Below are 23,207 nucleotides of genomic sequence, written 5' to 3'. Positions count from 1 at the left end.
ATGCCATAATTCGGATCGTTAATAACATCTGCATAAATGATGAAATTGCAGAATCTAATCCAATCTGAGAATGATGGATTTAATTCTGATGCAACCGATGAGCGATTTCAATCTTGAAATTCCAATTACAATATTGTGGCAGAAGATTTCTATTGATAATTTCGAAAAATTTGTGTAAGATTCATGGTCGTTGGATCGAATCATTTTGGGTCAGTGAAAGATTTTCATTGTTAAATCCCAATACAGAAGCGATCCGATGGCAAAGAGATTTACGGCTTACGAAAGCCTGACCTGAACCAGGAAAGGAACAACCAAGGAGATTATGTTTTCATCCAATTTCACGGCCACATGGAGATAACGATTTGAGAGGGACATGGAGTGAAACAGACTGGTGAACCGAAACGAAGCAGAATCCTATCACAATTGCCGCAGGTAGATAAGCTGCTCCAGAGCAACGAGATCGCAGCGCTGCTCGATCAATATCCTCGTGAGCTAATCCTCGACCAAATTCGAAAATATCTCGATCAATTGCGCTGGGAGATCCAACAGATTCCCGATCAAAAATTGAGCGAATATCGGTTAAACCGGGATGAATTGATCGAAAGACTCCGCCAAGAGCTGCAATTAGGATTGAGGCCGAAGTTGCGTCGGGTGATCAATGGCACGGGGATTGTGCTGCATACGGGATTGGGTCGAGCGCCCTTGCCGAAGCCAGCACAACAGGCGCTGATCGAGGTCAGTGAGGGTTTCTCCTCGGTTGAGATCGACTTGGATTCTGGCAAACGGGGGAATCGGCATTCAATCGTAGAAGATCTGTTGATCAAATTAACTGGTGCTGAGGCCGCAGCCGTGGTGAATAATAACGCAGCTGCCACTCTTTTGGCGCTGAATACGTTAGCGTTTGGGAAAGGGACGATCGTGTCGCGCGGCGAACTCATCACGATCGGTGGCTCCTATCGGATCCCTGAGATCATGAAAAAGAGCGGCACTCAGATGATAGAGGTAGGGACGACGAATCACACGGATTTATGGGAATACGAGCAAGCTATCAATGATCAAACTGGTTTATTGTTGAAGGTTCATACAAGCAATTATCGGATCATCGGATTTGTATCGGATGTTTCTTTGGCAGAGCTTGTGCAATTGGGCCACAGACACCAGCTCCCAGTGATGCACGATTTGGGAAGCGGGATGTTGTTTGATCTGAGCCGCTACGGATTGCCGAAGGAGCCAGTGGTGAGCGAAAGCATTCGTCTCGGTGCGGATGTGGTCACATTTAGCGGGGATAAATTGTTGGGTGGACCTCAGGCTGGGATACTGGTGGGGAAGAGGAAATATATTGATGCGATTAAAAAGAATCAACTGTCGCGGGCGCTTCGGTGCGGCAAGTTAACGTTCGCCGCCCTGGAGGCGACCTTGCGGCTATTTCTTGATAAAGAAAAATTGTTGGAACATCACCCAGTGCTTAAATTCATGCTCAGAACTGAAGCGGAACTTGAGCAGCAGGCGATACAGCTCAAGGATCGATTGCAGCAAATCATCGGCGGACAGGGGGAAGTGACTGTTGCTGCGGGTTTGTCAGAGGTCGGTGGCGGCTCCTTGGCCACGGAGTCGTTGCCCACTAGATTGCTGCTGCTGCAACTGGGGCAATATTCGCCAGAGGCGTTGGCGCGGAAATTGAGATTGTCTGATCCCCCGATTATTCCGAGGATCGTGAATAACCGGGTGGCGTTAGACCAACGGACTATTCGGCCCGATGAGATTGAATTCATCATCCTGGCTGTTTCTAACATTGTTTCGTCGGGAGGTGCGCAATGAGCCAATTGAAACGTCATTACGTGATCGGCACGGCTGGACATATTGACCATGGGAAGACCTCATTAGTGAAACAATTGACCGGACGGGATACAGATTGGCTGCCAGAGGAGATCGCGCGCGGGATGACGATCGATTTGGGGTTCGCATTTTTAGGCGATGATGTGACGATTATTGATGTGCCTGGTCATGAGAAATTCATCCGGAACATGGTGGCTGGGGTTAGTACCATCGATCTGGTGTTACTGGTGATCGCGGCTGATGATGGTGTCATGCCCCAGACCCGCGAGCATTTGGACATCCTCAAGTTGTTGCAGATCAAGCAGGGGATTGTTGTCGTGACCAAGATCGATCTGGTTGAACCTGACTGGCTGGCATTGGTCGTGGAAGATATTAAAGAATTGCTTCGAGGTAGTTTCTTGGAGCAAGCGCCCGTTATCCCAGTTTCCAATGCCACAGGCCAAGGGATTTCCGAACTAAAACAAAAGATTTTTGAGCTGCTGTCGCAGGTTCCCGATCGTTATGACCGAGGTGTATTTCGTTTGCCGATCGATCGGGTATTCAGCATGAAAGGATTTGGAACTGTCGTGGCAGGAACTGTTCTTTCTGGCAGCTTAACCCTGGATCAGACAGTGGAATTATTGCCGCAGCAACTGAAACTTCGTGTGCGCGGTTTACAGATCCACGAACAACCCGTGAGACGTGTGAAGATTGGCGACCGCGCGGCTGTTAATCTGGTCGGCATTGAAAAAGAAGCGATCCATCGCGGTGATGTATTGGCAGCGCCAGATGCGTTTCGACCAACGCTTTTTTTTGATGGCAAATTTTATTTGCTTGAAAGCACCCCTAAAAATCTCAAAAACACGACGAGAATTCGCATCCATATTGGGACCAATGAGGTTATCGGTCGCGTGAGCATTCTTGACAAGGAAGAAATCAAACCGGGAGAATCCGGCTATATCCAATTTCGGCTGGAAAACCCCATCGCTGCCGATATGGGCGATCGATATGTAGTGCGAAGTTATTCCCCAGTATTTACAATCGGCGGTGGAATGGTGTTAGATGTGCATCCCCCGCGCCATAAGCGATTTTCCCCAGCGGTGATCGAGAAAATGAGGACGCTGGAGCGCGGAGATCCTCAAGAGATCATTGAGCAATTCCTTCGAGCGAATGCCTATCAATGCTTTCAGCTCAATCAAATTTCCCAACGAACCTCTCAGCCGCTTGATACCGTTCGAGAAGTGGCGAATCGCCTCGTCGAATTAGGACACTGTACCCGATATTTAGAGAAAGGGCAGGATTATCTCGTTCATTCCGAATACAGTTCGCAAATTGAACAGAAAATACTTTCTGCTTTGGAACGATTTCATCAAAAGAATCCCACGCGCCGGGGAATGTCGCGAAGCGACTTAAAGCAGGTTTTGGACGTGCCAGTTGATCTGTTCTTGTACAATAAAGTTCTTGAAGCATTGTTGGGAAAGGGGCAGATCGTATTGACCGACAATCGAGTGGCGTTGGCTTCTCACCAACTCCAATTGACTGATCGTCAGAAAAAATTAATGGATCAGATCGCGAAAATCTATTTCGACGCTGGGTTCGTCACCCCGGATGTGATCGCTGTTGCAGAACGGATCGGTGTGAAGGAATCAGAGGCCAATGAGATCTTGCAAATTCTATTGGAGACCGAGCAATTGATAAAAGCGGATGAGGGGATTTTTTTTCATCACGATCGGGTGGCCGAGGCGATGCAATTAATCCGAGCACATTTCAATCGGGAGATGCAATTGACTGTGGGCGATTTTCGCGAGATGATCGCCTCCAGCCGCAAATATGCTGTTCCGTTGCTGAGCTATTTCGATTCGATCGGCTTTACTGTGAGGCAGCAAGATGTTCGGGTGTTGAATCCCGATTTCAAAGAATAGGAGATAGAGGCATTGCTTGGAATTAGAGAATTGAGGAAAAATAAGCTATTCCCCCTTCATCCAAATTCATTTAATCCACCATTCATGATCAATGTGTGCCACAAGCTAATTTCGTAAATTCGACCCATTTTAGATGAGTGAGCCAACCAATGATCCAAGACCAGCGAATCAAAATTCTTAATAAATGTTCTTTGCAGCGGAGGCGATTTGTGCTTTACTGGATGCAGGCCTCCCAGCGAATTGAATACAACCATGCCTTGGAATATGCCATTCAGCAGGCGAATGAACTGAACAAACCCCTGGTAGTCTTTTTCGGAATCACCGATCGGTTCCCTGAAGCCAATGAGCGACATTATCATTTCATGCTGCAAGGGCTGCGAGAGGTTCAAGCTGAGCTGCGCGAACGGGACATTCAAATGGTAGTGCAGTATCAATCTCCAGAGCTCGGAGCAGTGGAGCTTTCGAAACAGGCTGATCTTATTGTGGTTGATCGGGGCTATCTGAAAATTCAGCGCGCTTGGCGTGATTATGTGGCCGCACGGATCGATTGTCCGCTCATTCAGGTGGAAAGCGATGTGGTGGTGCCGGTGGAGACAGCTTCGCGCAAGGAGGAATTTTCGGCAGGGACGCTGCGACCGAAAATCAGCTTGCTATTGCATTCCTTTTTAACACCTATGGAAGTCGGGACTCCCAAATTCTCGTCACTGCAATTTGAATTCGATGCGTTCGATATCAGCGATGTCGATCGGGCCATCACCCGGCTGAAAATCGATCACAGTGTGAAAAAAGTGCGCCATTATCAAGGTGGTACGAGAGAGGCGAAGAGGCAACTCGATATTTTCATCTCTGAAAAGTTGGATCACTATGATGAGCTTCGGAATGATCCAACCCTGAACTATTTATCGAACATGAGCCCCTATCTCCATTTTGGTCAGATTTCGCCGATCGATATCGCGCTAAAAGTCATGGAAGCAAGAAGCCCCGGCGAGGAGGCATATTTGGAAGAGCTCATTGTCCGACGAGAGCTGAGTATGAACTTCTGCTATTACAACCCGAATTATGATAACTTTGATGGTTTGCCCAATTGGGCGAGGCAGACGCTGATAGAACATAGCCACGATCCCAGGGAATATCTTTATTCATTAGAAGAACTCGAGACTGGGCAGACCCATGATCCATACTGGAATGCCTGCCAGAAAGAAATGGTCATCACTGGCAAGATGCATGGCTACATGCGCATGTATTGGGGGAAAAAAATTCTGGAATGGAGCAAAACACCCAGCGAGGGCATGAAAATTGCCTTATATCTGAACAACAAATATGAACTGGACGGTCGTGACCCCAATGGCTTTACGGGTGTTGCCTGGTGCTTTGGCAAACACGATCGAGCTTGGTTCGAACGAGATATTTTTGGCAAAATTCGCTATATGAACGAGAACGGCCTGCGTCGGAAGTTCGATGCCGATGGCTATGTGAAAAAGATCTCCCAATTGGATAATTCGTGAGTTGCTCGGAGCAATGAGATGGTTGGTTGATCGGTCAAAGGGAAAGAAGGGCTCAGATTTGTGATTTGGTCCTACTGCAACATTCATGACAATACAACCGAGATGAGGACACGCAGCAAATGCCATTTAAATTTCAGCGATTGGAAATTCCTGATGTAATCTTGATAGAGCCGAAAGTATTCAGCGATGCCAGGGGCTTTTTTGTCGAGACCTATAAACGATCAGAATTTATCGAAAATGGAGTTAACGAGCAGTTTCTCCAGGACAACTGGTCCCGTTCCTGTCGGGGAACGCTTCGGGGGCTGCATTTTCAAAAGCCGCCGAGAGCCCAGGCTAAATTGGTCACGGTCCTAAATGGCGAGGTATTTGATGTAGCGGTTGACATCCGAAAGAACTCACCCACATTTGGGAAATGGGTGGGAATTCATTTGTCGGACAGCAAGCCACAGATGCTCTATATTCCCAAAGGCTTCGCCCATGGTTTCTGTGTCTTGAGCGATGAGGCTGATTTCATTTATAAGGTCAGTGATGAATATTGTCGCGAACTGGATAGCGGCATCCGATGGAACGATCCAACGATCGGAATTCCTTGGCCGATCGCAGAGCCATTGCTTTCGGCAAAAGATCTTCAACTCCCCTTACTGAACGAAATCGAGTCAGGATTCGATTTCACCAGCTCGTCAGAGTGATGCCTGCGCTTTATTGACTCAGAATTTTCTTCGCCACAGGAAGAATCAATTCCACCCATTCTGCATACATTTTTCCCGAAGGATGCAGCCCATCTGATGCCAGATAGTTGATGTCCTGTCGCGCTTTTCTCGATATTGGTGTAATGTCGATGTAAAATGCTCCTGCTGCTACCGATAACTGTCGATTGAGCGCATTAAATTGATCCAGCTCTTGTCGGATGCGGACCGTATCCGCCTGTCGAGCGAACGGAGTGACGCTGTAATCTGGGATCGAAAGCACGATCACGCGTTCAGGATCATTTCGGGCGAATTGGATCGCTAGGCTGAGCAGCTTCGAGAATCCCTGGCGATATAAGTCGATGCTCAGACCCCGATATTGGTCATTAACGCCGATGAGCAGGGTGACCAAATCATCAGTAGAGTCCGGCGGGTTGGCGAGAATGGCGCTTAATAGTTCAGCCGTGGTCCATCCAGTACGAGCGATTAGTTTGGGCGCAGCGACTGAGTATCCATCCAACCCTAGAGAGCGAGCCAACTGGTTCGGCCAACGCTCGGCTTCTGATACTGATTGCCCGATTGTGTAAGAATCGCCGAGACAAAGGATTGTTTTCGGAAGCGAAGGGGAGTCTGATTGTTCCTCGAGAGGGGATTTTGCGTTTCGGCACATGATCGTGGTGATAATTATTATCATCAGCGGCAGAACACGGATCATATTTTTTCTCCTGATCGGTTAAAAACGAAGTATTGACCCATTTGACAAGTTAAAAGACGACATGCTGTCCGATGATCAGAACAACATGTCGTTTTTTTGCCAAGTGAATCGATAATACGGGCATTCGAGGCAATTCGATAAATAAATTGCTACTTGTGATGCTCTAGAAACCAGCGATAGAGCTCTGGGTTGTTGTAGGTTTCGGTCCAGGAATCATGGCCGGCATCGGGATACACGGTGAATTTGACATTACCGCCGACTTTTTTCAGTGCATCGACCATTTCTTCAGAACGTTGGATGGGAACTACAGGGTCTTTCGCCCCGTGGAAGACCCAAACAGGAACATCTTTGATTCGAAACGCCATCCATGGCATACCCCCACCGCAGATCGGCGCAATGGCAGCGAATTTTTCCGGGAACGTCATGGCCAATGCCCAGGTGCCAAAGCCTCCCATGCTTAGCCCAGTGAGGTAAACGCGGCTGGCATCTACGCGATATTTGTCAATGACTTGATCCACTAGCGCGTTGAGCGCTTCTAAGAGCCACGGATCAACCCACCAGCGATCGCTGGGGCACTGTGGGGAAATCGCGATGAACGGGAAATCTGGCTGCTGTTCCACCACCTTGGGGATACCATGGACTTTCACCAGAGAAAGATCATCGCCCCGCTCTCCAGCTCCGTGGAGAAAAAGAATCAATGGGTAACTTTTTTTCGTGCTGGAATAGTCCTTCGGTAGAAACAATAGATAATTCAGGCTCACAGTTTTCTTAAGGGTCTGCTGGAATTGATGAGCTGTTTGTTCTCCGCTCTTTGCAGTGCGTCTGCCAGTTGCAGCACAGCCCATCAGATAAAGAAGGATGAGCAATGCAGGTAGAATCATGTTTGTTTTCATTTGAATAATCCTTTCAATTTGATCCGTTCAAAAAGAAATCATAAGATCATCTTTCATAAGAGAGAGGGCTCATTGAAATCCGCTGACAACCATTAAAAAGTAGGCAAGAGAAGCTAAGCGAGATAGCCAAATCATATATTTCAATTCCCAGATCGCTGCAGTTTCATCTTGCGAATTCACCTTCAACAAATTGCACTCCGATTGGATCTATCTTTCCAATCAGCTAACCTCATTGATCTTGCTCCACCAAATGGTTCAAATTGATTCGGCTAGCAAAAGGACATCGCAAACGCGCTCCGCTCGTTTGGTCTCTAAAGGCATCGATGTTTTAGAGGCTATTCGGTATTAAATTGAATTGGCAACCATTTACTGGAACAGATAAGCGACCACTCGGTTGTCAAAAAATGTCGGGATCAGGAGCAATTGCTTCTCTGGAATGTATTCGATATCAGCCGAATTGACATTTGAACTTGAGGTATCGAGCAACAAACGAACCTCGCCCGATGCGCTCACGAACGCTGTTTTGCCTTGCCAATCCGAGACAAAATAGTTGCCTTTTCCGTCGCTTTGAACGCCATCGATGCCAAAACCCGTTTTCGCAAGTGTGGCAATCGCTTTCGTTTGCAGGTCGACGGTTTTGAGATATCCGTCCCATGTGCCCACCAACAATTTACCAGCCTCAACAAATAAACCATTGGGCTGAGAGATCTGGGGGTCTTTGAGCCAAACTTCCAGGTCCTCGTTGTTGAATTTATAAATGACACTGTTCTGTTCGGACATATCAGAGATGAAGACATTTCCAGCCGGATCGACCGCAATGTCGTTCAAGAATCCGGCGCCAGCGGCTGGGAATTTGTTAAGGATCTTCCCTGTTGCGATATCGATTTCGACGAGCTCGTCGATATCGGTGACATAGAGTTTGCCCTGCCAGATGCCAGAGCCTTTGGGCGCGTTCAGGCCAGCCACCCATTCCAAATCGAGGATTTCTCCAGACAGCGCAATTCGCGAGATGAATCCCTTGCCATTTTTCTCTAAAGGACTGCCGTTGATATTAGAGATGTAGAGTATCTCACGAACTGGGTCATATAGCACCGATTCTGGCACGCGGAGAGATTGGGGAGTGGCCCATTGTTCAACGAGCTTGAATTGATATGCGATCGGAGCAGCCGATTGTTCCGCTTGCTTTTTCTGACAAGATCCGATCAGGCATGCGATCAGCAGCATGAGGACGAAAGTCGATATTGGTCTCATGTTTCCCTCCATGAATTAGTTCATGTTTTCGGGCGAATACCCTAGTTTGTTCATGAAAAAATCACGATATATTTGATTATGGTCGGTTCGCTCATATTGAACTGTTTGAATAGCGCCACATCGACGCTGAAGATTTCCGCCCTGATACAGGATAGGAGAATAGGCGAATGGGTGACGATCAAAATTTGTGCGTGTCCAGCCTTCGCCATTCGCTCCAACAGGTTTCGGAGCTGCATCTGGCGTTTGGGCAAAATGACAATCTCGGGCTGTTCCAAAAATCCATGCCTTTGCGCGGATAGCGCGACAGGAAATGGGATATAAGCGACTGACCGCGCGACCGAATGAGGAGCGATGTCCCCCCAAAATAATTGAGCATTTTTGGATCGGCGATCAACCTCTCATCCAGGTATTGGGCGAAATCTTGAAATAGTCATGCCCCCAAATGCAATCCAGGTACTGCCCCATTGGCTCATTTGGTCTGTATTGTCCGAGACTACTGATGCTCGAACGGATTGAATTAAAGTTGCGGGCGCTTTCGGATCCTCCCTGAGATGAATCTTACACCGCTCGCAATAGCTCGCAATAAGATCGATTTCCCAGAGCCATTTTCGCTGATAAAAAAGACCAGTGCTGAACTCAGCCCCCAGCAAGGTGTTTTCTGCAACACTGGCAGAACAAAAGCAAAATAGTGGCAGTTGGAAATCGCTCTAAATCGACACTATTTCTCTTGAGGTGCATATCTTAGTTCCATGTTTTGATGAATGGCCTTTGAGTGCAGCGCTCAATATTTACACATTTTTGACTCAAATGTCAAGGCTTTTTCTTGAGGCAAAAAAAATGCTTGACTTTTAGATTAAATTTGATATATTAACCATGTAGTTTAACTAAATGGTTAAATCAAACGGTTAAGACGGCGGGAGGGTCATGGAACTACAAGAGACAACCCGCGAGAAGATAAAGGCAGCGGCGCTAGAGCTTTTTATGGAGCGTGGGTATGATGGGGCTCGGATGCAAGAGATCGCCGATCGCGCGGGCGCCAATAAAGCGCTGATCCATTACTATTTTTCATCCAAAAGCGAATTGTTTGAGGCGATAATTCGAGAGACATTCGAAGAGCTATTTCGGTCCTTCGATGAAGTTGAACCATCTGAAATTGAGGATCCCAGCGAAATGATCGCTCGGATGGTGCGCACTCATTTTCAATTCATTTCGGATCATCCGAATTTGCCGCGCATTCTTGTCAGGGAACTGAATAGCAATAATCCCATTGCAGAGCAGGTGCTGACCGAGCTCTTCGACCAATTTGGCACCGATCGCCTAACAAGAATGCTCGAATTAATCAAAGAAAGGATCGCGGCTGGCAAATTGCGCTCAGTCGATCCCAAACAGACGCTATGGAATATTGTGGCATTGAATGTTTTTTATTTCGTGTTCAAGCCATTTCTCCGAGCAGCCTGGCCCGAGGACATTGCGAACGAATCTCAATTGCTTCAAGAGCGAGAACATGCGATCATCGATTTATTGCTATATGGATTATTGCCAAGATGAGCATTGTTCATGAGAAATCGAGATGATTTGTTTGGTTTGCTAATATCATGGCGGGGAGAAACGTATGAGATCGAAATTTTTTATGAAGAAAATGCTTTTGGTGTTGATGGTGATAATTTGGACGGTGCCAGCCTCATCTCAACTGACCCTGCGTGACTGCGTTCGGGCGGCGCTAAGTAATAATGCTGAGTTGAAGAAAACGGAGACGGAGGCTGCTATTGTGGAACAGGACGTTCATCAGGCTTGGGGGGCACGATGGCCTTCGTTGGATTTTTCGGGTTCCTATCGACGGCAAAGTATCGTTCCAGAGCTTGATCTCGCTGCTATCAAAATCCCCATTGCCGGGCAGGAGATGACGCTGTTTCCTGGCGGATCAATTCAATTGGGGTTATTAGACAATTACGATTTCAAGCTGACCATCCTGCAACCGATTTTCACTGGTTTTCGGCTGTTCAATCGTTATCAAGCGGCCAGGGCCTTTGCCTCTGGCAAGGCCTCGGAAGTTTTGCGGAAACGATCGGAATTGATTTTTCAGATCGAGTCCGCTTATGCAGATGTTTTAAAAAACCAAAAGACACTTGAAATTGCGTTGAGCGCAAAACGGCAATTGGAGGCCCATCGGACCGATATTGAAAATATGATGAAGCAAGGCATGGCTAAACACGAGCAATGGCTCAGGGTGCAAGTTAAGCTCTCGGAAGCTGATTTGGCTGTAACGCAAGCCGAAAATCGCATCCGCATCGCCAAGCTTCGCCTCGAAAATCTCATGGGCCAAAAATTGCCGAAGGAAGCAATGCTTGAGCCGATGCCTATGGCCGAGTCAGTGGAAAGCGATCCGTCTGTTTCACTTCAGAAGGCACTCGTGAATCGGCCTGAACTGCAATCGCTTCTTCATGCGAAACAAGCCGGCCAGGCAGGGCTGAAGGTTGCCCGTGGCGGCCATTTTCCTACATTGTCAGCGTTCGCTACATTGGGCTATGGGAAGCCAGGGCTGGATTTTATCAAGCGAGAATGGATGGATTACTGGCTTGTTGGCATCGGCGTAGAGTGGAATTTGTGGCACTGGGGCCGAAACAGATCGCAAGTCGCTCAGGCGCAACTCCAATTAGAAAATCTCGAAGCAACAGATAACCAAGTGCGGCAGGCGATTGAGCTCGATGTAACTCAGGCGTGCCTTATGCTGGATGATGCTCGCAAACGGTTGGAGCTCACGCATGCCCTGGCGGATCAGGCGCGGGAGAGCTATCGCGTGACCGAGCAAAGTTACCGCCAGGGGGTAGCAACCCACAGCGAATATCTTGATGCACAGGCGGAACTCACGCGGGCGCAACTCCAACAAGCCCAGGCTGAAATCGACCTCGCGGTGGCCCAGGCCAATTGGCGACGAGCTGTGGGCTTTAATATTAGCGCTTACCAGGAATAATTTTGCTCAAGCCCGCTGAACGATCCATTACCCTCGAATTTGAACTTGGTTGTATTGACGAAACAATCATACGATGCAATTAACGAGCAGAAGCAATGAAATCGTTCTTTCGAGAAAAGAGATGAATCCTCTGAGTTGATGGAATAATGGATAGATGGGATGCAACTTGCACCAAAAGATTCTGCAAATTTCGGTCGGCAGAATGAGCCATAGTTGCAGCGTTTGCGGAGGTGAGTTTCAGCAGCTTCGAGGGAAACGAACGACTTTTGGAGATACTAAGATGAACGGAAAATCGCTGTCAAGGATAAATGGAAAAGGGGTGGCTATGAGAGGCCTTTCGAAAGCTTTAATCCTTTTTTCGATCTTGTTGTGGATTGCAATGATAGGTTGCTCCAAAAGGGAGTCCGAGGAATTATCTGGATCAGGGATTCTGGAAGCGACGGAAATATTAATTAGCGCAAAATCGGCTGGGACTTTGATCGAAATGCCTGTGGCGGAAGGGATTGTCGTTTCAGCCGGGCAGATGATCGCTCAAATTGATACAGAGAAAATTTATTTGCAGAAAAAGCAGCTCATAGCAGCTTGGACCGAGCTGAAGCTGAACCTTCAAAATGCACAACGAGGAGTTGATTTGGCTCGAGAAAATTTAGAGAATATCAAGAAAAAATATCAACGCATCAAAGCCCTTTTGGAGGAAAATAGCGCTACGCAACAACAATATGATGATATATTCACCGCTTATCAAGCCGCCCAAGTTCAATATGATAATGCGATGACCAGTCTGAAAGCGTTACGCGCCAAAGAAGACCAATTGGTTGCCCAACTCGAACTCATCGAAAGCCAACTGCGGGATACAAAGATCACTGCGCCCATCACTGGAACGATCATTGAAAAATATGTCGAACAAGGGGAGATCGCAAGAGTTGGAGGACCAATCGTCAGCATGGCAGACCTCCAAAAGATGTGGATCAAAGTCTTCTTCAAAGAGCCAGCACTCGGGCGAATCAAGCTTAATAGCCCAGCAGAAATTAGGATCAGTGCCTATCCCGATCGTTCGTTTCCTGGCCGCGTTTCATGGATTTCACCCCGGGCCGAATTTACTCCCAAAACCGTTCAGACCAAGGAAGCCCGTTCCGATCTGGTTTATGCAGTGAAAATTGAAGTTCTAAATCCTGATGGCGTTTTGAAAATTGGCATGCCAGCGGATGTAGTGATAAAATAGAGCGGCTCCGCAAAAATTCTGCTATGTCGGCTGGTTGAGATGCACATTGAATTGCCGGACTTCCGATCCGATTTTAATTGAACAAGCGTCATAGAGGCAATAAGGTCAACAACAAGAAGCCTTTCGCTGAACATTCGTTGCGCAGATTGATATATTTTCTGAATTGAGAGAACTCCGTACGAAAAGTGAAGAGAGATAAACTGGGGGTAGCGATTGAATGTCGATATCAAAATTTCCCATCTGACCAAACGGTTTGGGGACGTGATCGCGCTAAAAGATGTGAATCTTGAGGTGTTGTCGGGCGAGATGATGGGATTGATCGGGCCGGACGGGGCGGGCAAGACCACACTGCTCCGCATCCTCAGTGGTCTTTTGGTCGCTGATAGTGGCGATTGTTGGGTCGCAGAGCGCGATGTCCGTCGGCAGCTTGCGGCGGTGCGAGAGGTGATCGGCTACATGCCGCAGCGATTTTCCCTCTATGGCGACCTTACAGTTGCAGAAAATCTGCGGTTCTTCGCGGATCTGTTTCAGGTCAGCCGTACCGAACGGGAACGCCGGATGAAACGATTGCTCGAGTTCAGTCGATTGCGTCCATTCATGCACCGGCGTGCAGCCGCTCTCTCTGGAGGGATGAAGCAAAAGCTCGCATTGTCCTGCACGTTAATTCATACTCCCAAGGTACTCTTGTTGGACGAGCCGACCACCGGGGTCGATCCAGTGTCACGTCGGGAGTTTTGGGAGATTTTGACCGAGCTTCGAGCCAGCGGGGTTACCATCTTGCTCACCACGCCCTATATGGATGAGGCGGCCAAATGCGACCGGGTGGCTCTAATTTATCATGGTAAAATTTTGCTCGTCTCGGAACCATCGCAATTGGCTGTCTCGCTCAACAAAACGGTAATCGATGTGATCTGCGATCGACCCGTTCATGCGGCTAAAATCTTGATGAGCACCGGGTGCTTTGATTCGGCTCATAGCCTGGGCGATCGGGTACATCTGATCTCTCAGCAGAGCCGAGATCGATGTCAGCCAATAATCGCCAAATTGCTGGAAGCTGAAAACATCCGAATTAATTCTATCAACGAAATTCCTCCAACCATTGAAGATGTCTTCGTCGAACTATTGTCCTGATGTCGAACTGGAGTTCTCTTTTGCTTAGATTTTGATGTCGATTGATTTTTTCAATGAGGTACCCTCTGTTTCGATTATAAACAAATCTATTGTCGGAAATCTATGTCAGCAGAAATTTCGGTAACAGTGGAGCAACTGACTCGGACTTTCGGGAGTTTTGTGGCGGTCGATCATATTTCATTTCAGGTCTATCGCGGCGAAATTTTCGGTTTTCTTGGAGCCAATGGCGCTGGCAAGACCACGACCATCCGGATGCTCTGTGGACTGTTATTGCCGACCTCTGGGAGCGCGGTGGTAGCTGGTTACGATATCTATCGGCAGGCTGATCAAATCAAACAGAACATCGGCTATATGTCTCAAAAATTTTCGCTCTACGAGGACTTGACCGTGGCGGAGAACCTTGAATTCTATGCTGGTATCTATGGCTTAGGTCGATCTCAGCAAAAGGCAGCTCAAAGTCAGTTGATCGCTTCCATTGGGCTGGGCGAGCATCTGCATAAATTGACCCGGGATATTCCACTCGGTTGGAAGCAGCGCTTGGCATTAAGCTGCGCTGTCATGCATCGACCCCAAATTTTATTTTTAGATGAACCCACTGGCGGCGTCGATCCTATTTCCCGAAGGAGCTTCTGGAGTCTGATTTACGATTTAGCCAGCGAAGGCATTACGATATTCGTCACGACTCATTACATGGATGAGGCTGAATACTGCAACAGGCTTTCAATCATGCATGATGGAAAAATTATCGCTATCGGTTCCCCAGAGCAACTGAAGGAGCGCTATCACCAAGCTACTATCGAGGATGTGTTTATCAACTTGGTTAGGCCACGCATTTAGGCTATTTTGGTATCGAGGAAAACTTTAGCGAACTGTGGTTTCCCAATGGTAACACAAATCATTTGAAGCTTGGATTGTCGGAAATCTATTTCAAGCATAACCGTTGAATGAGATAAGCTATATGAAACCGCGCGTTGTGGCAATTGTCCAGAAAGAGTTTCTCCATATCATACGTGATCCCCGCAGCTTAGTGATCGCCTTTCTATTGCCAATTATCCTTGTGCTGCTTTATGGGTATATTATTACGTTTGACATCAAGCAGATTCCGATTGGGGTTCTGGATGAAGATAGGACCCCAGCGTCGAGGCATTTGGTTCAGCGATTGGTCAGTTCTGGCTATTTCAAAATTACTACCTATCTGCAAAGACGGGCTGACATCGAACCTGCTTTAATGCACCGAAATTTTCTCGCTGCACTGGTGATTCCTCAAAATTATTCGAAGCGCTTGAAAACCGATCCTCAAATCCCTGTGCAATTCATTATTGATGGGGCCAATTCGCGAACGGCCACTATCGCCATCAATTATGCCAGATCGTTCCTAATAGAATGTTCGTTGGAGATGAATACCCTCATCATGAATCCTCCATTAGAGCTTCGGCCGCGAGTTTGGTTCAACCCAGACATGAAAAGCGCACATTTCATTGTGCCCGGCCTTGTGGCTGTGTTCATGATGTTGATCTGTGCCCTCTTAACATCACTTACAATCACCAGGGAACGCGAGACTGGGACCATGGAGCAGCTACTGGTCTCGCCCATCCGACCATACGAGATCATCTTGGGCAAAATTGCACCTTACGTGATATTAGCGCTGGTGGATGCAATGATGGTGGTGATTTGCGCTAAAATTATCTTCGGTGTTCCATTCCGCGGTAGCCCATGGTTGTTGCTGCTGTTTAGCCTTTTTTATGTCTATGCGGGTTTGAGCTTAGGGGTGTTTATCTCAGCCCGAGCGAAAACCCAGCAGACGGCGATGGTACTTGCCCAGTTGACCACGACTCTCCCAGCAATTATGCTTTCTGGGTTCATTTTTCCCATCGCCTCGCTCCCGATTGCATTGCAAATTATTTCCTATTTTGTCCCAGCAAAATATTTCTTGATCATTATCCGAGGCATTATGCTCAAGGGCACTGGTTTTAGTTATTTCTACCAGCCAGCAATCTTTTTGATTGCCTTCGGAACACTTTTATTGCTGATTAGTGTCAACCGTTTTAAAACCAATCTGGAAGGGTAGGCTATGAGCCGAACGTTCCATTTGATCAAAAAAGAATTCATTCAAATTCGGCGCGATCCATCGCTGATCCGAATTCTGATTATTATCCCCATCGTCCAATTGCTCATTTTGGGGTATGTGGTCTCTTCAGAAGTGAAGAACATCGCGACAGTTATTTGCGATCTTGATAATTCTCAATTGAGCCGCCAGTTGGTGGAACGGATACGAAATTCAGCATATTTTCGAGTGAAATATTTTGAACCGCACCAGCAAAACTTGGCTGATTATCTGGATCGGGGTAGGGCATCCGTAGCCATCGTTATTCCTGACAATTTAACAAAAAACATAGCGAGCAATATTCCCACGGCTATTCAAATTTTGGTCGATGGGGTGGATTCCAATTCATCGACTATGGCGCTGGGCTATATTTCTGGAATTCTTGAGAGTTTTCTCTCCGAGCAGTTAACGCAATATGTTCAACTCGGCACAGAAATTCATCTATTGACGGCCAATGTTCGGGTTTGGTACAACGAGGATTTGAAGTTTAGCCATTTTATGATCCCGGGGCTGATCGTTTTTCTACTGACCATGGTTACGACGCTGATCAGTGCCATTGGTCTGGTGCGCGAACGAGAGATTGGAACTCTCGAACAATTATTGGTCGCGCCAATTAAAAAACATGAAATGCTAATTGGAAAAATCGTCCCGTTTGCCGCTATAGGGCTTCTGGAGGTTTCTTTGGCCATTGCTTTCGCTAAGGTCTGGTATCATATCCCTATTGCTGGTAATTTGGGCTTATTTGCATTGTTCATCGTCGTCTATTTATTTACCACGCTGGGAATCGGTCTGTTTGTCTCGGCTTCGGTCCAAACTCAGCAGCAGGCCATGTTCATGAGTTTCTTTTTTATCGTCTTTTTCATGTTCTTATCTGGATTCCTTTTTCAGATTGAAAATATGCCTCGAATAGCACAATATCTCTCCTACCTTGATCCAATGCGATACTTGGTCGTTGTCGTCAGAGAATTGTTTATCAAAGGAGCAGGGATGAAATACCTTTATTGGCAAGGGATTGCTTTAGTAATTTTTGGAAGCATGATATTTTCCTTCGCAGCTTTGCGCTTTCAACGGAGAATGAAATGAGCTTTTGCAAATTGCACGTTTTTATTTTTGCGTCGATAATAGAGAACAATCAACTAAAACTCAGCCTGCCGATCCATGCAGCAATGTTCTGATCTTCTCTACATCAATGATGAGAATCAAACCAATTTCAATAGAGCTGATTTGAGTGGTAACTTAAGGTCGATGAACTCGCATCGATTGCATCTCAAACATGATTTCTAAGCATTAGCTCAATTGGATGCGGATTTAGATAATATTGCCGCTTCAAATATGGTTCATTGTATTTCCGCACATAATGATTCAGTAACGTGATCGGAACGATCAGCGGGATCAGGCCTTTGTGATAATTGCCGATTACTTCCAGCAACTCCTGCTTCTCATCTGCCGACAATTGCTTTTTGAAATAGCCCATGCAATGCTGCAGGACGTTCACGTTTTTTTTGACAGTGGCATGGAGTTTCAGGCCCGTCATCAGCGTGGTGAGATACTGATTCTGCAATTCCTTCGGCTCGAGCTCTTTGGCCTGGGCCACCAATTTGCCCAATTCTGAGAGATGTTTGGGACTGTGGGCCATGATCAGCAATTTATGATCGGTGTGGAAATCCACCAGGCCTTTGCGGGAGCCATCGTTTTGCACGTAATTGAGCCAGCGTTTGTAGACAAACACCCGTTCGATGAAATTCTCCCGCAGTCGGGCGTCGTTGAGGCGGCCCTCGTCCTCCACTGGCATCAGCGGGAATCGCTCCATGAATGCTCGAGCAAAGACGCCCACGCCTTTCTTGCTGGGAACGCCGTTTTTGTCATAGACTTTGATGCCCTGCATCCCTGAGCTGGGGGATTTGCTCTTGAAAATATAGCCGCAGAGATTTTCTTTTTCCAATTGATCCAGGCGCATCTTGGCCCAGGTCAACATCTGCTCGGTTTTATCGATACCTGTGCGGCTGGTTACCAATCGGGGATTCTCTGGATCACCGACCAGCCTCAGCGCCTCCCGTGGTATCGGCAAACCGCACTCGACTTCGGGACAGACGGGCACCCAGTCCACAAATTGTCCCACCACATCTCGCAAGTAGCGATCCAGCTTATGACCACCATCATAACGAACGTTTACACCCAACAGACAGGTGCTGATTCCGAGTTTCGGACGATCGTTCATTTTACTCTCCTTCGAATAACAGAAATCTTCCCCACGGATAATAAACTACTATGATATTTTTTTGGGTGAAATGATCCATGGCTGATCTATCATCAGTGGGTAAAAAAATGTTCCCACGGATGATAGAACTTCCACTGATATTTTTTGATGAAATGACCCGTGGAGATTTTATAATTATTGGGCAAAAAATGTCCCCACCGATATAAAACGACCACTAATGATTTTTTTGTTTATTGATTTATGTCTGTTCTATCATCAGTGGGTAAAAAAATGTTCCCACGGATGATATACCCTCCATTGATTTTTTTAAAAAAATGGTCTGTGGCTATTTTATTCTCAGTGGACATAAAAATGTTCCAACAGACGATAAAACTTCGAACGCTTTTTTACTGAAATACGCCGTGGTTGTTCTATCATTAGTGGGTAAAAAATGTCTCCACAGATGATTGAACCTTCATTGATATTTTTAAAGAAATGATCCGTGGCTGTTCTATCATCAGTGGGAATCGGATGGTCTCTCTGCTGCTTTAGCGATATTGCGAATCATCCCAGGAAAAATAAACGCATGCAACGGATAAACCAGATACCAATATACAATTCCCCATAATCCAATCGGATCATATTCCACGGTTTGATGAATAATCGAACCGCCATCGGGTGTTGGCTCGACATCGAAGGTCAGCCAGGCACGGGCGGGGAGTTTCATCTCGGCCAGTAGGCGCAAGCGCTTGTTCGGCTCGTATGCCTGCACCCGCCAGAAATCGATGGCATCGCCGACGTAGGCATGTTCAGGATCTCGTCTGCCACGACGCACGCCCACGCCACCGACCAGCAAATCCAGAAAACCCCGCAGATTCCACAACCAGTTGGCATAATACCAGCCCGTGTCCCCGCCAATCCTTCGGATCGGCTCGAACGCCTTTTCGGGCGGAACATTGACTTTCACCTGCCTCGCATCGATGATCCGATTGCCGAAACGCACGCCACCCCAATCCTTCGGCATATTGCCCGCTGCCGACAGCGCATCTGACCATTTGGTCTCGGCAAACTCTCGTTCCTCATTGCATAGCGCCTGGGTGATGGCGTGTTTCACCGACTTCGGCTTGATATCGAACACCTCCAGCGCCCGCCTGTCTCGAACGATCGTTGGATGCTTAATGCTATCGACCAATTTTTTGCCCACTCGGGCGTATAATGGCGTCACTAATCCCAGCCAGAGGCTGGAGAGCCTCGGCGTCAACACAGGCACAGGGATCATCAGTCGCTTCAACCCCTTCTGGCGGGCATATTCTTTCATGATGCCCTGATAGGACATTTTGTTGGCGCCGCCGATCTCAAAAATCTCATTCTGATCCGTCTTCAAGTCAATGGCAGCGATGAGATAGGCGATTACGTCTTCGATGGCGATCGGCTGAGCAGGCATGCGCACCCATTTCGGGATGATCATGATGGGCAGCCGCTCCACCAACGCACGGATCATTTCGAACGACAGGCTGCCCGAACCCAGGATGATCGACGCCCGAAACTCGATGACCTGAATGCCCGAGCTCCGCAGATAGTCGCCCACCTCCAGTCGGCTCTTGAGGTGATCCGATAGCTTCTCCTCGGGATTGGCCAGCCCGCCCAGGTAGATGATCCGCTTCACACCATTGGCTTTGGCGACCTCGCTGAAATTCTGCGCCGCTATTCGATCCTGCACCAGAAAGCTCTCCTTTGAACCCAGCGAATGCACAAAATAAAATGCCACATCGATATCTTTAAACACATTCCCTTGTTCCAGCGACTCCCGCTTTAAGGGATCCCCGTAAACGACCTCAGTGCGCTCGTCAATTTGATGCTTCAGCGCCTCAGGCCTTCGGGCCATGCAGCGAACGTAATACTTTTTTTCCTTGAGCGCCCGCAGCAATCGACCGCCGATGTAGCCTGTGGCACCTGTCAATAGTATTTTGGCTTGATTAATCATATTGATTCCTTCGAAATCATACAGTTCTGCAAAATTAGAATATGCCTGTCATTCCGAACGAATCCGCCAGTGGGCGGAGGAGTGAGGAATCTGTTTTTCTCATGCTATCAATTAATTAATCAGATTTCTCTCCGCCAACTGGCCATACCCGTCAACCCAAGCGAATGAATGACGAAACGATGTCATTCTGAGGAGCGAAGCGACGAAGAATCCCCTCGATAAACGCACCTATTTTTGCTAAATCAAGAGTTTCTTCGCTCCCTGCAGTCGCTCAGAATGACATTTCACTCTTAGGTTGACGCCAATTGCCAACTGGCGGATCGAAATGACATTTTTTCCTATTTTTCATATTTAAGTCAGAAAACCATCCAAAAAACAAACCTCGAATAAAAAATCATATCCAATCCCAAAATTTCAAATTTCAAATGTGCCAATTTCCTGAGAAAAAAGGCTGGAGGTTTGAAGATTAAAATTTGATCATTGAGATTTATTTGGAATTTGATGTTTGTTATTTAGGATTTTTGTCAATTCCAATTTTTTGCTTGATTTTTAGGTAAATTTTCACCATCTTTTAGCCATTCAATGGATAGCACCACATCTTGCACTGCAACTCGCCCGTGAATATAAGCAATCCATAATCAAAAGTCAAGCCATTTAAGCGATATGAGCTATATCAAATTGATCAAAAAGCCATCGATCTTGAAAAAAATGGGCAATTCAATTTGATTATTCGCTCATATCGCTTTTTTATTGAATCTTTTTGATGATTTGATTATCTAATGATTTAAAAGGAAACACAACTGATTAATAATACTGGTTGGCTAGAGTTAATTTTAACATCCCCCTAAATCCCCTACCCTGCGGGCACAGGCTTCAAAGGGGGACTTCCTATAGTTCCCCCCCTTTGAAGGGGGGACAGGGGGGATGTTAATAGGATCAAAATGGCATATCAATTATTCTGGCTATATGGAAATCAGGACAAATTGTGAAACCAAATTTAAAAATCCGTTGAGCACATAATACAAAAAATCATGAACGCAGAATATCTCATATTCAATCTCATCGTCCTCAGCGGTCCGCTATCCCTGAGCTTTGACCGAAAAGTTCATTTTGTGGACAAGTGGCCCAATGTCTTCAAAGCCATTTTGATTTCACTGGCCATATTTGTCGCCTGGGATGCCATTGTCACGGGACGCCACTGGTGGTTCAACGATCAATATACGCTGGGGTTCAAAATTTTAAGATTGCCCATTGAAGAATGGCTGTTCTTCATCACCATCCCTTATGCCTCGCTGTTCATTTGGGAGGTGTTTGCGGCGTATTTCAAAAATCGGGAGATAAAAAACCTTCACATCGTTCCGAAGATTTTGTATATCGGAATCCCCGCAGGCATCGGATTATTTTGGGCGGGCAAAGAATACACGGGACTGGTGCTCATCGCTCTGGGATTGGTGGCGCTGCTCGACTGGAAATTGAAAACGAAAATTTTTCTCCAGCTTCGCACGGTGCAATATCTGGCGATCTCAGCACTGGCCATGCTGATTTTCAATGGCTATCTGACGTGGCGACCTGTGGTGCTGTACAGTGAGGCTTATCAATTGAACTTTCGCATCTTTACAATCCCGATCGAAGATTTTGGGTTTGGGTATGCGCTGATTTTGTTGTGCACGGTTCTTTATGAGAAATTTAAAAAACAGCTATCAGTGAACAGTAATCAGTGATCAGTAAAAAGTGATCAGTAATCAGTAATCAGCCGCCAGTGATCAGTAGTGATGGTGTAATTTGCTGTCGAGAGCATTTACATATCATTATCATTTCGACCGAAGGGAGAAATCTGTAAGTCAAATGTGAAAATGTGGAATCTCTTATACTAACCGTCATTCCGATCGAAGCGAGAAATCTCTTTAAGCTAAGATGTCTTTTAAAAATCGAGATTCCTCACTCCGCTGCGCTCCGTTCGGAATGACGAGAATTAAACTGTTTTTACACGGACCTTTCGTTCGGAACGAAACTTCTACAACAAATTTACTCGTTTTCATTCAGACATTAATTAGCGAAATTGGCTTAATTCGTCAAATTAGCGGTTAAAAATAATTTTAGTTTTGACATTTGATGTGACTGACGTTTGGTTATTGAAATTTAAAACTTGTTTGTCATTTGTATTTTGAGTTTTGAAGTTTTAATGAAGATAATTTCAAAAAAACAAATTGTAGTTGTCGGTGGCGGCCTGGGTGGTCTAACAGCAGCGATAAGATTGGCTCATCAGGGCCATCGGGTTCAGCTCTTTGAGAAAAACGAAACCCTGGGCGGCAAGATGAACCAGTGGATCGCCGACGGCTTTCGCTTCGATACAGGACCATCCCTCTTGACCATGCCGTTTGTGATCGATGAGCTGTTCGATTCAATTGGCGAGAAGCGATCCGATTATCTGGAATTCGTCCCCATCGATCCCATCTGTCGCTATTTCTGGCAGGACGGCAGTACGCTGGACGCCACGGCTGATACTTCCAGGATGATCAGCGAAATGAGAAAATTTTCTGAGGACGATGCGAAACGGTACGAGCTATTTTTGGCTTATACCAAGCGGATTTATGACATCACCGCCGATGTGTTTTTATTTACGCCCATGCACGAAATCAAGAAGCTGGCCAAATGGAAGACGTTTTTGAAACTATTTCGTGCCCCGCAGATCGATCCATTTCGTACCGTTCATCAGGGCGTGTCTCGATTTTTCAAGCATCCGAAGCTGGTGCAATTGTTCGATCGTTACGCCACCTACAACGGCTCAAACCCGTACCAGGCTCCTGCCAC

19 protein-coding genes are annotated in these 23,207 nt (G+C 46.8%); 13 read left to right on the top strand and 6 right to left on the bottom strand.

Annotated elements, in window-relative coordinates; translation table 11 throughout:
• The first annotated feature begins 378 nt into the window (after positions 1-378).
• From selA to rfbC, 4 genes are all read left to right on the top strand, one after another.
• Positions 379-1,818 carry an L-seryl-tRNA(Sec) selenium transferase gene (gene selA / locus ONB37_16565; protein MDZ7401770.1) on the top strand — a complete coding sequence of 480 codons (1,440 nt, stop codon included), beginning with the start codon at positions 379-381 and terminating at the stop codon, positions 1,816-1,818.
• Complete coding sequence (gene selB / locus ONB37_16560; protein MDZ7401769.1) at positions 1,815-3,737, top strand: selenocysteine-specific translation elongation factor; 1,923 nt, start codon at positions 1,815-1,817, stop codon at positions 3,735-3,737. Before selA ends, selB begins: the two co-directional genes overlap by 4 nt.
• Before the next feature lie 149 nt (positions 3,738-3,886).
• On the top strand, positions 3,887-5,242 hold the full coding sequence (phrB, locus tag ONB37_16555; protein MDZ7401768.1) for a deoxyribodipyrimidine photo-lyase: 1,356 nt from the start codon (positions 3,887-3,889) through the stop codon (positions 5,240-5,242).
• 119 nt (positions 5,243-5,361) lie between these two features.
• Complete coding sequence (rfbC, locus tag ONB37_16550) at positions 5,362-5,931, top strand: dTDP-4-dehydrorhamnose 3,5-epimerase (protein MDZ7401767.1); 570 nt, start codon at positions 5,362-5,364, stop codon at positions 5,929-5,931.
• Between the two features lie 10 nt (positions 5,932-5,941).
• Here rfbC and ONB37_16545 read toward each other — a convergent pair whose 3' ends face one another.
• The 4 genes from ONB37_16545 to ONB37_16530 all read right to left on the bottom strand — a co-directional run bounded on the left by ONB37_16545 (position 5,942) and on the right by ONB37_16530 (position 9,062).
• The gene (locus ONB37_16545) at positions 5,942-6,643 is read right to left on the bottom strand and encodes an SGNH/GDSL hydrolase family protein (protein MDZ7401766.1); all 702 of its coding nucleotides are present in this window, start codon (positions 6,641-6,643) and stop codon (positions 5,942-5,944) included.
• A gap of 149 nt (positions 6,644-6,792) precedes the next feature.
• A complete protein-coding gene (locus ONB37_16540; protein MDZ7401765.1) occupies positions 6,793-7,536 on the bottom strand; it encodes a prolyl oligopeptidase family serine peptidase in 744 nt (247 codons plus the stop codon).
• Between the two features lie 366 nt (positions 7,537-7,902).
• The gene (locus ONB37_16535) at positions 7,903-8,787 is read right to left on the bottom strand and encodes an SMP-30/gluconolactonase/LRE family protein (GenBank protein ID MDZ7401764.1); all 885 of its coding nucleotides are present in this window, start codon (positions 8,785-8,787) and stop codon (positions 7,903-7,905) included.
• Positions 8,788-8,837: 50 nt separating this feature from the next.
• Positions 8,838-9,062, bottom strand: coding sequence for a hypothetical protein (locus ONB37_16530; GenBank protein MDZ7401763.1), 225 nt, complete (start codon positions 9,060-9,062; stop codon positions 8,838-8,840).
• Between the two features lie 649 nt (positions 9,063-9,711).
• On the opposite strand from ONB37_16530, the gene ONB37_16525 reads away from it, so the two are divergent.
• From ONB37_16525 to ONB37_16495, 7 genes are all read left to right on the top strand, one after another.
• Positions 9,712-10,335 (top strand): TetR/AcrR family transcriptional regulator, encoded by a 624-nt coding sequence (locus ONB37_16525; protein ID MDZ7401762.1) that lies wholly within the window; start codon positions 9,712-9,714, stop codon positions 10,333-10,335.
• A gap of 64 nt (positions 10,336-10,399) precedes the next feature.
• Positions 10,400-11,758: a TolC family protein gene (locus ONB37_16520; protein ID MDZ7401761.1), complete on the top strand. Its 1,359-nt coding sequence runs from the start codon at positions 10,400-10,402 to the stop codon at positions 11,756-11,758.
• Between the two features lie 379 nt (positions 11,759-12,137).
• Entirely contained in the window at positions 12,138-12,980 is an 843-nt protein-coding gene (locus tag ONB37_16515; GenBank protein MDZ7401760.1) for an efflux RND transporter periplasmic adaptor subunit, read from the top strand.
• 213 nt (positions 12,981-13,193) lie between these two features.
• On the top strand, positions 13,194-14,111 hold the full coding sequence (locus tag ONB37_16510; protein ID MDZ7401759.1) for an ABC transporter ATP-binding protein: 918 nt from the start codon (positions 13,194-13,196) through the stop codon (positions 14,109-14,111).
• 102 nt (positions 14,112-14,213) lie between these two features.
• Positions 14,214-14,948, top strand: a complete 735-nt coding sequence (locus tag ONB37_16505) for an ABC transporter ATP-binding protein (GenBank protein MDZ7401758.1) — start codon at positions 14,214-14,216, stop codon at positions 14,946-14,948.
• A 121-nt stretch (positions 14,949-15,069) separates the two neighbouring features.
• Positions 15,070-16,179 (top strand): ABC transporter permease, encoded by a 1,110-nt coding sequence (locus ONB37_16500; protein MDZ7401757.1) that lies wholly within the window; start codon positions 15,070-15,072, stop codon positions 16,177-16,179.
• 3 nt (positions 16,180-16,182) lie between these two features.
• Positions 16,183-17,298, top strand: a complete 1,116-nt coding sequence (locus ONB37_16495) for an ABC transporter permease (protein ID MDZ7401756.1) — start codon at positions 16,183-16,185, stop codon at positions 17,296-17,298.
• A gap of 184 nt (positions 17,299-17,482) precedes the next feature.
• Here the strand turns inward: ONB37_16495 and ONB37_16490 are convergent, their stop codons facing one another.
• Complete coding sequence (locus tag ONB37_16490) at positions 17,483-18,433, bottom strand: DUF523 and DUF1722 domain-containing protein (protein MDZ7401755.1); 951 nt, start codon at positions 18,431-18,433, stop codon at positions 17,483-17,485.
• A gap of 496 nt (positions 18,434-18,929) precedes the next feature.
• Positions 18,930-20,396, bottom strand: coding sequence for an SDR family oxidoreductase (locus ONB37_16485; protein ID MDZ7401754.1), 1,467 nt, complete (start codon positions 20,394-20,396; stop codon positions 18,930-18,932).
• A gap of 1,031 nt (positions 20,397-21,427) precedes the next feature.
• On the opposite strand from ONB37_16485, the gene ONB37_16480 reads away from it, so the two are divergent.
• Positions 21,428-22,117 carry a lycopene cyclase domain-containing protein gene (locus tag ONB37_16480; GenBank protein MDZ7401753.1) on the top strand — a complete coding sequence of 230 codons (690 nt, stop codon included), beginning with the start codon at positions 21,428-21,430 and terminating at the stop codon, positions 22,115-22,117.
• Positions 22,118-22,578: 461 nt separating this feature from the next.
• Positions 22,579-23,207 (top strand): NAD(P)-binding protein (locus ONB37_16475; protein MDZ7401752.1); only part of this gene is annotated, 629 nt, incomplete at its 3' end.

It is taken from the genome of candidate division KSB1 bacterium, assembly GCA_034506395.1.
Taxonomy (GTDB): Bacteria; Zhuqueibacterota; Zhuqueibacteria; order Thermofontimicrobiales; family Thermofontimicrobiaceae; genus Thermofontimicrobium.
This window is presented reverse-complemented; position numbering and strand designations above follow the sequence as displayed.

What these genes read in the sequence shown, in the direction of transcription:
- ONB37_16520 (MDZ7401761.1), top strand. Translation starts at nt 10,400, where the DNA reads ATGAGATCGAAATTTTTTATGAAGAAAATGCTTTTGGTGTTGATGGTG.
- ONB37_16480 (MDZ7401753.1), top strand. Translation starts at nt 21,428, where the DNA reads ATGAACGCAGAATATCTCATATTCAATCTCATCGTCCTCAGCGGTCCG.
- ONB37_16515 (MDZ7401760.1), top strand. Translation starts at nt 12,138, where the DNA reads ATGATAGGTTGCTCCAAAAGGGAGTCCGAGGAATTATCTGGATCAGGG.
- ONB37_16535 (MDZ7401764.1), bottom strand. Translation starts at nt 8,787, where the DNA reads ATGAGACCAATATCGACTTTCGTCCTCATGCTGCTGATCGCATGCCTG.
- ONB37_16495 (MDZ7401756.1), top strand. Translation starts at nt 16,183, where the DNA reads ATGAGCCGAACGTTCCATTTGATCAAAAAAGAATTCATTCAAATTCGG.
- ONB37_16540 (MDZ7401765.1), bottom strand. Translation starts at nt 7,536, where the DNA reads ATGAAAACAAACATGATTCTACCTGCATTGCTCATCCTTCTTTATCTG.
- ONB37_16485 (MDZ7401754.1), bottom strand. Translation starts at nt 20,396, where the DNA reads ATGATTAATCAAGCCAAAATACTATTGACAGGTGCCACAGGCTACATC.
- ONB37_16490 (MDZ7401755.1), bottom strand. Translation starts at nt 18,433, where the DNA reads ATGAACGATCGTCCGAAACTCGGAATCAGCACCTGTCTGTTGGGTGTA.
- phrB (MDZ7401768.1), top strand. Translation starts at nt 3,887, where the DNA reads ATGATCCAAGACCAGCGAATCAAAATTCTTAATAAATGTTCTTTGCAG.
- ONB37_16525 (MDZ7401762.1), top strand. Translation starts at nt 9,712, where the DNA reads ATGGAACTACAAGAGACAACCCGCGAGAAGATAAAGGCAGCGGCGCTA.
- ONB37_16500 (MDZ7401757.1), top strand. Translation starts at nt 15,070, where the DNA reads ATGAAACCGCGCGTTGTGGCAATTGTCCAGAAAGAGTTTCTCCATATC.
- ONB37_16505 (MDZ7401758.1), top strand. Translation starts at nt 14,214, where the DNA reads ATGTCAGCAGAAATTTCGGTAACAGTGGAGCAACTGACTCGGACTTTC.
- ONB37_16545 (MDZ7401766.1), bottom strand. Translation starts at nt 6,643, where the DNA reads ATGATCCGTGTTCTGCCGCTGATGATAATAATTATCACCACGATCATG.
- selB (MDZ7401769.1), top strand. Translation starts at nt 1,815, where the DNA reads ATGAGCCAATTGAAACGTCATTACGTGATCGGCACGGCTGGACATATT.
- rfbC (MDZ7401767.1), top strand. Translation starts at nt 5,362, where the DNA reads ATGCCATTTAAATTTCAGCGATTGGAAATTCCTGATGTAATCTTGATA.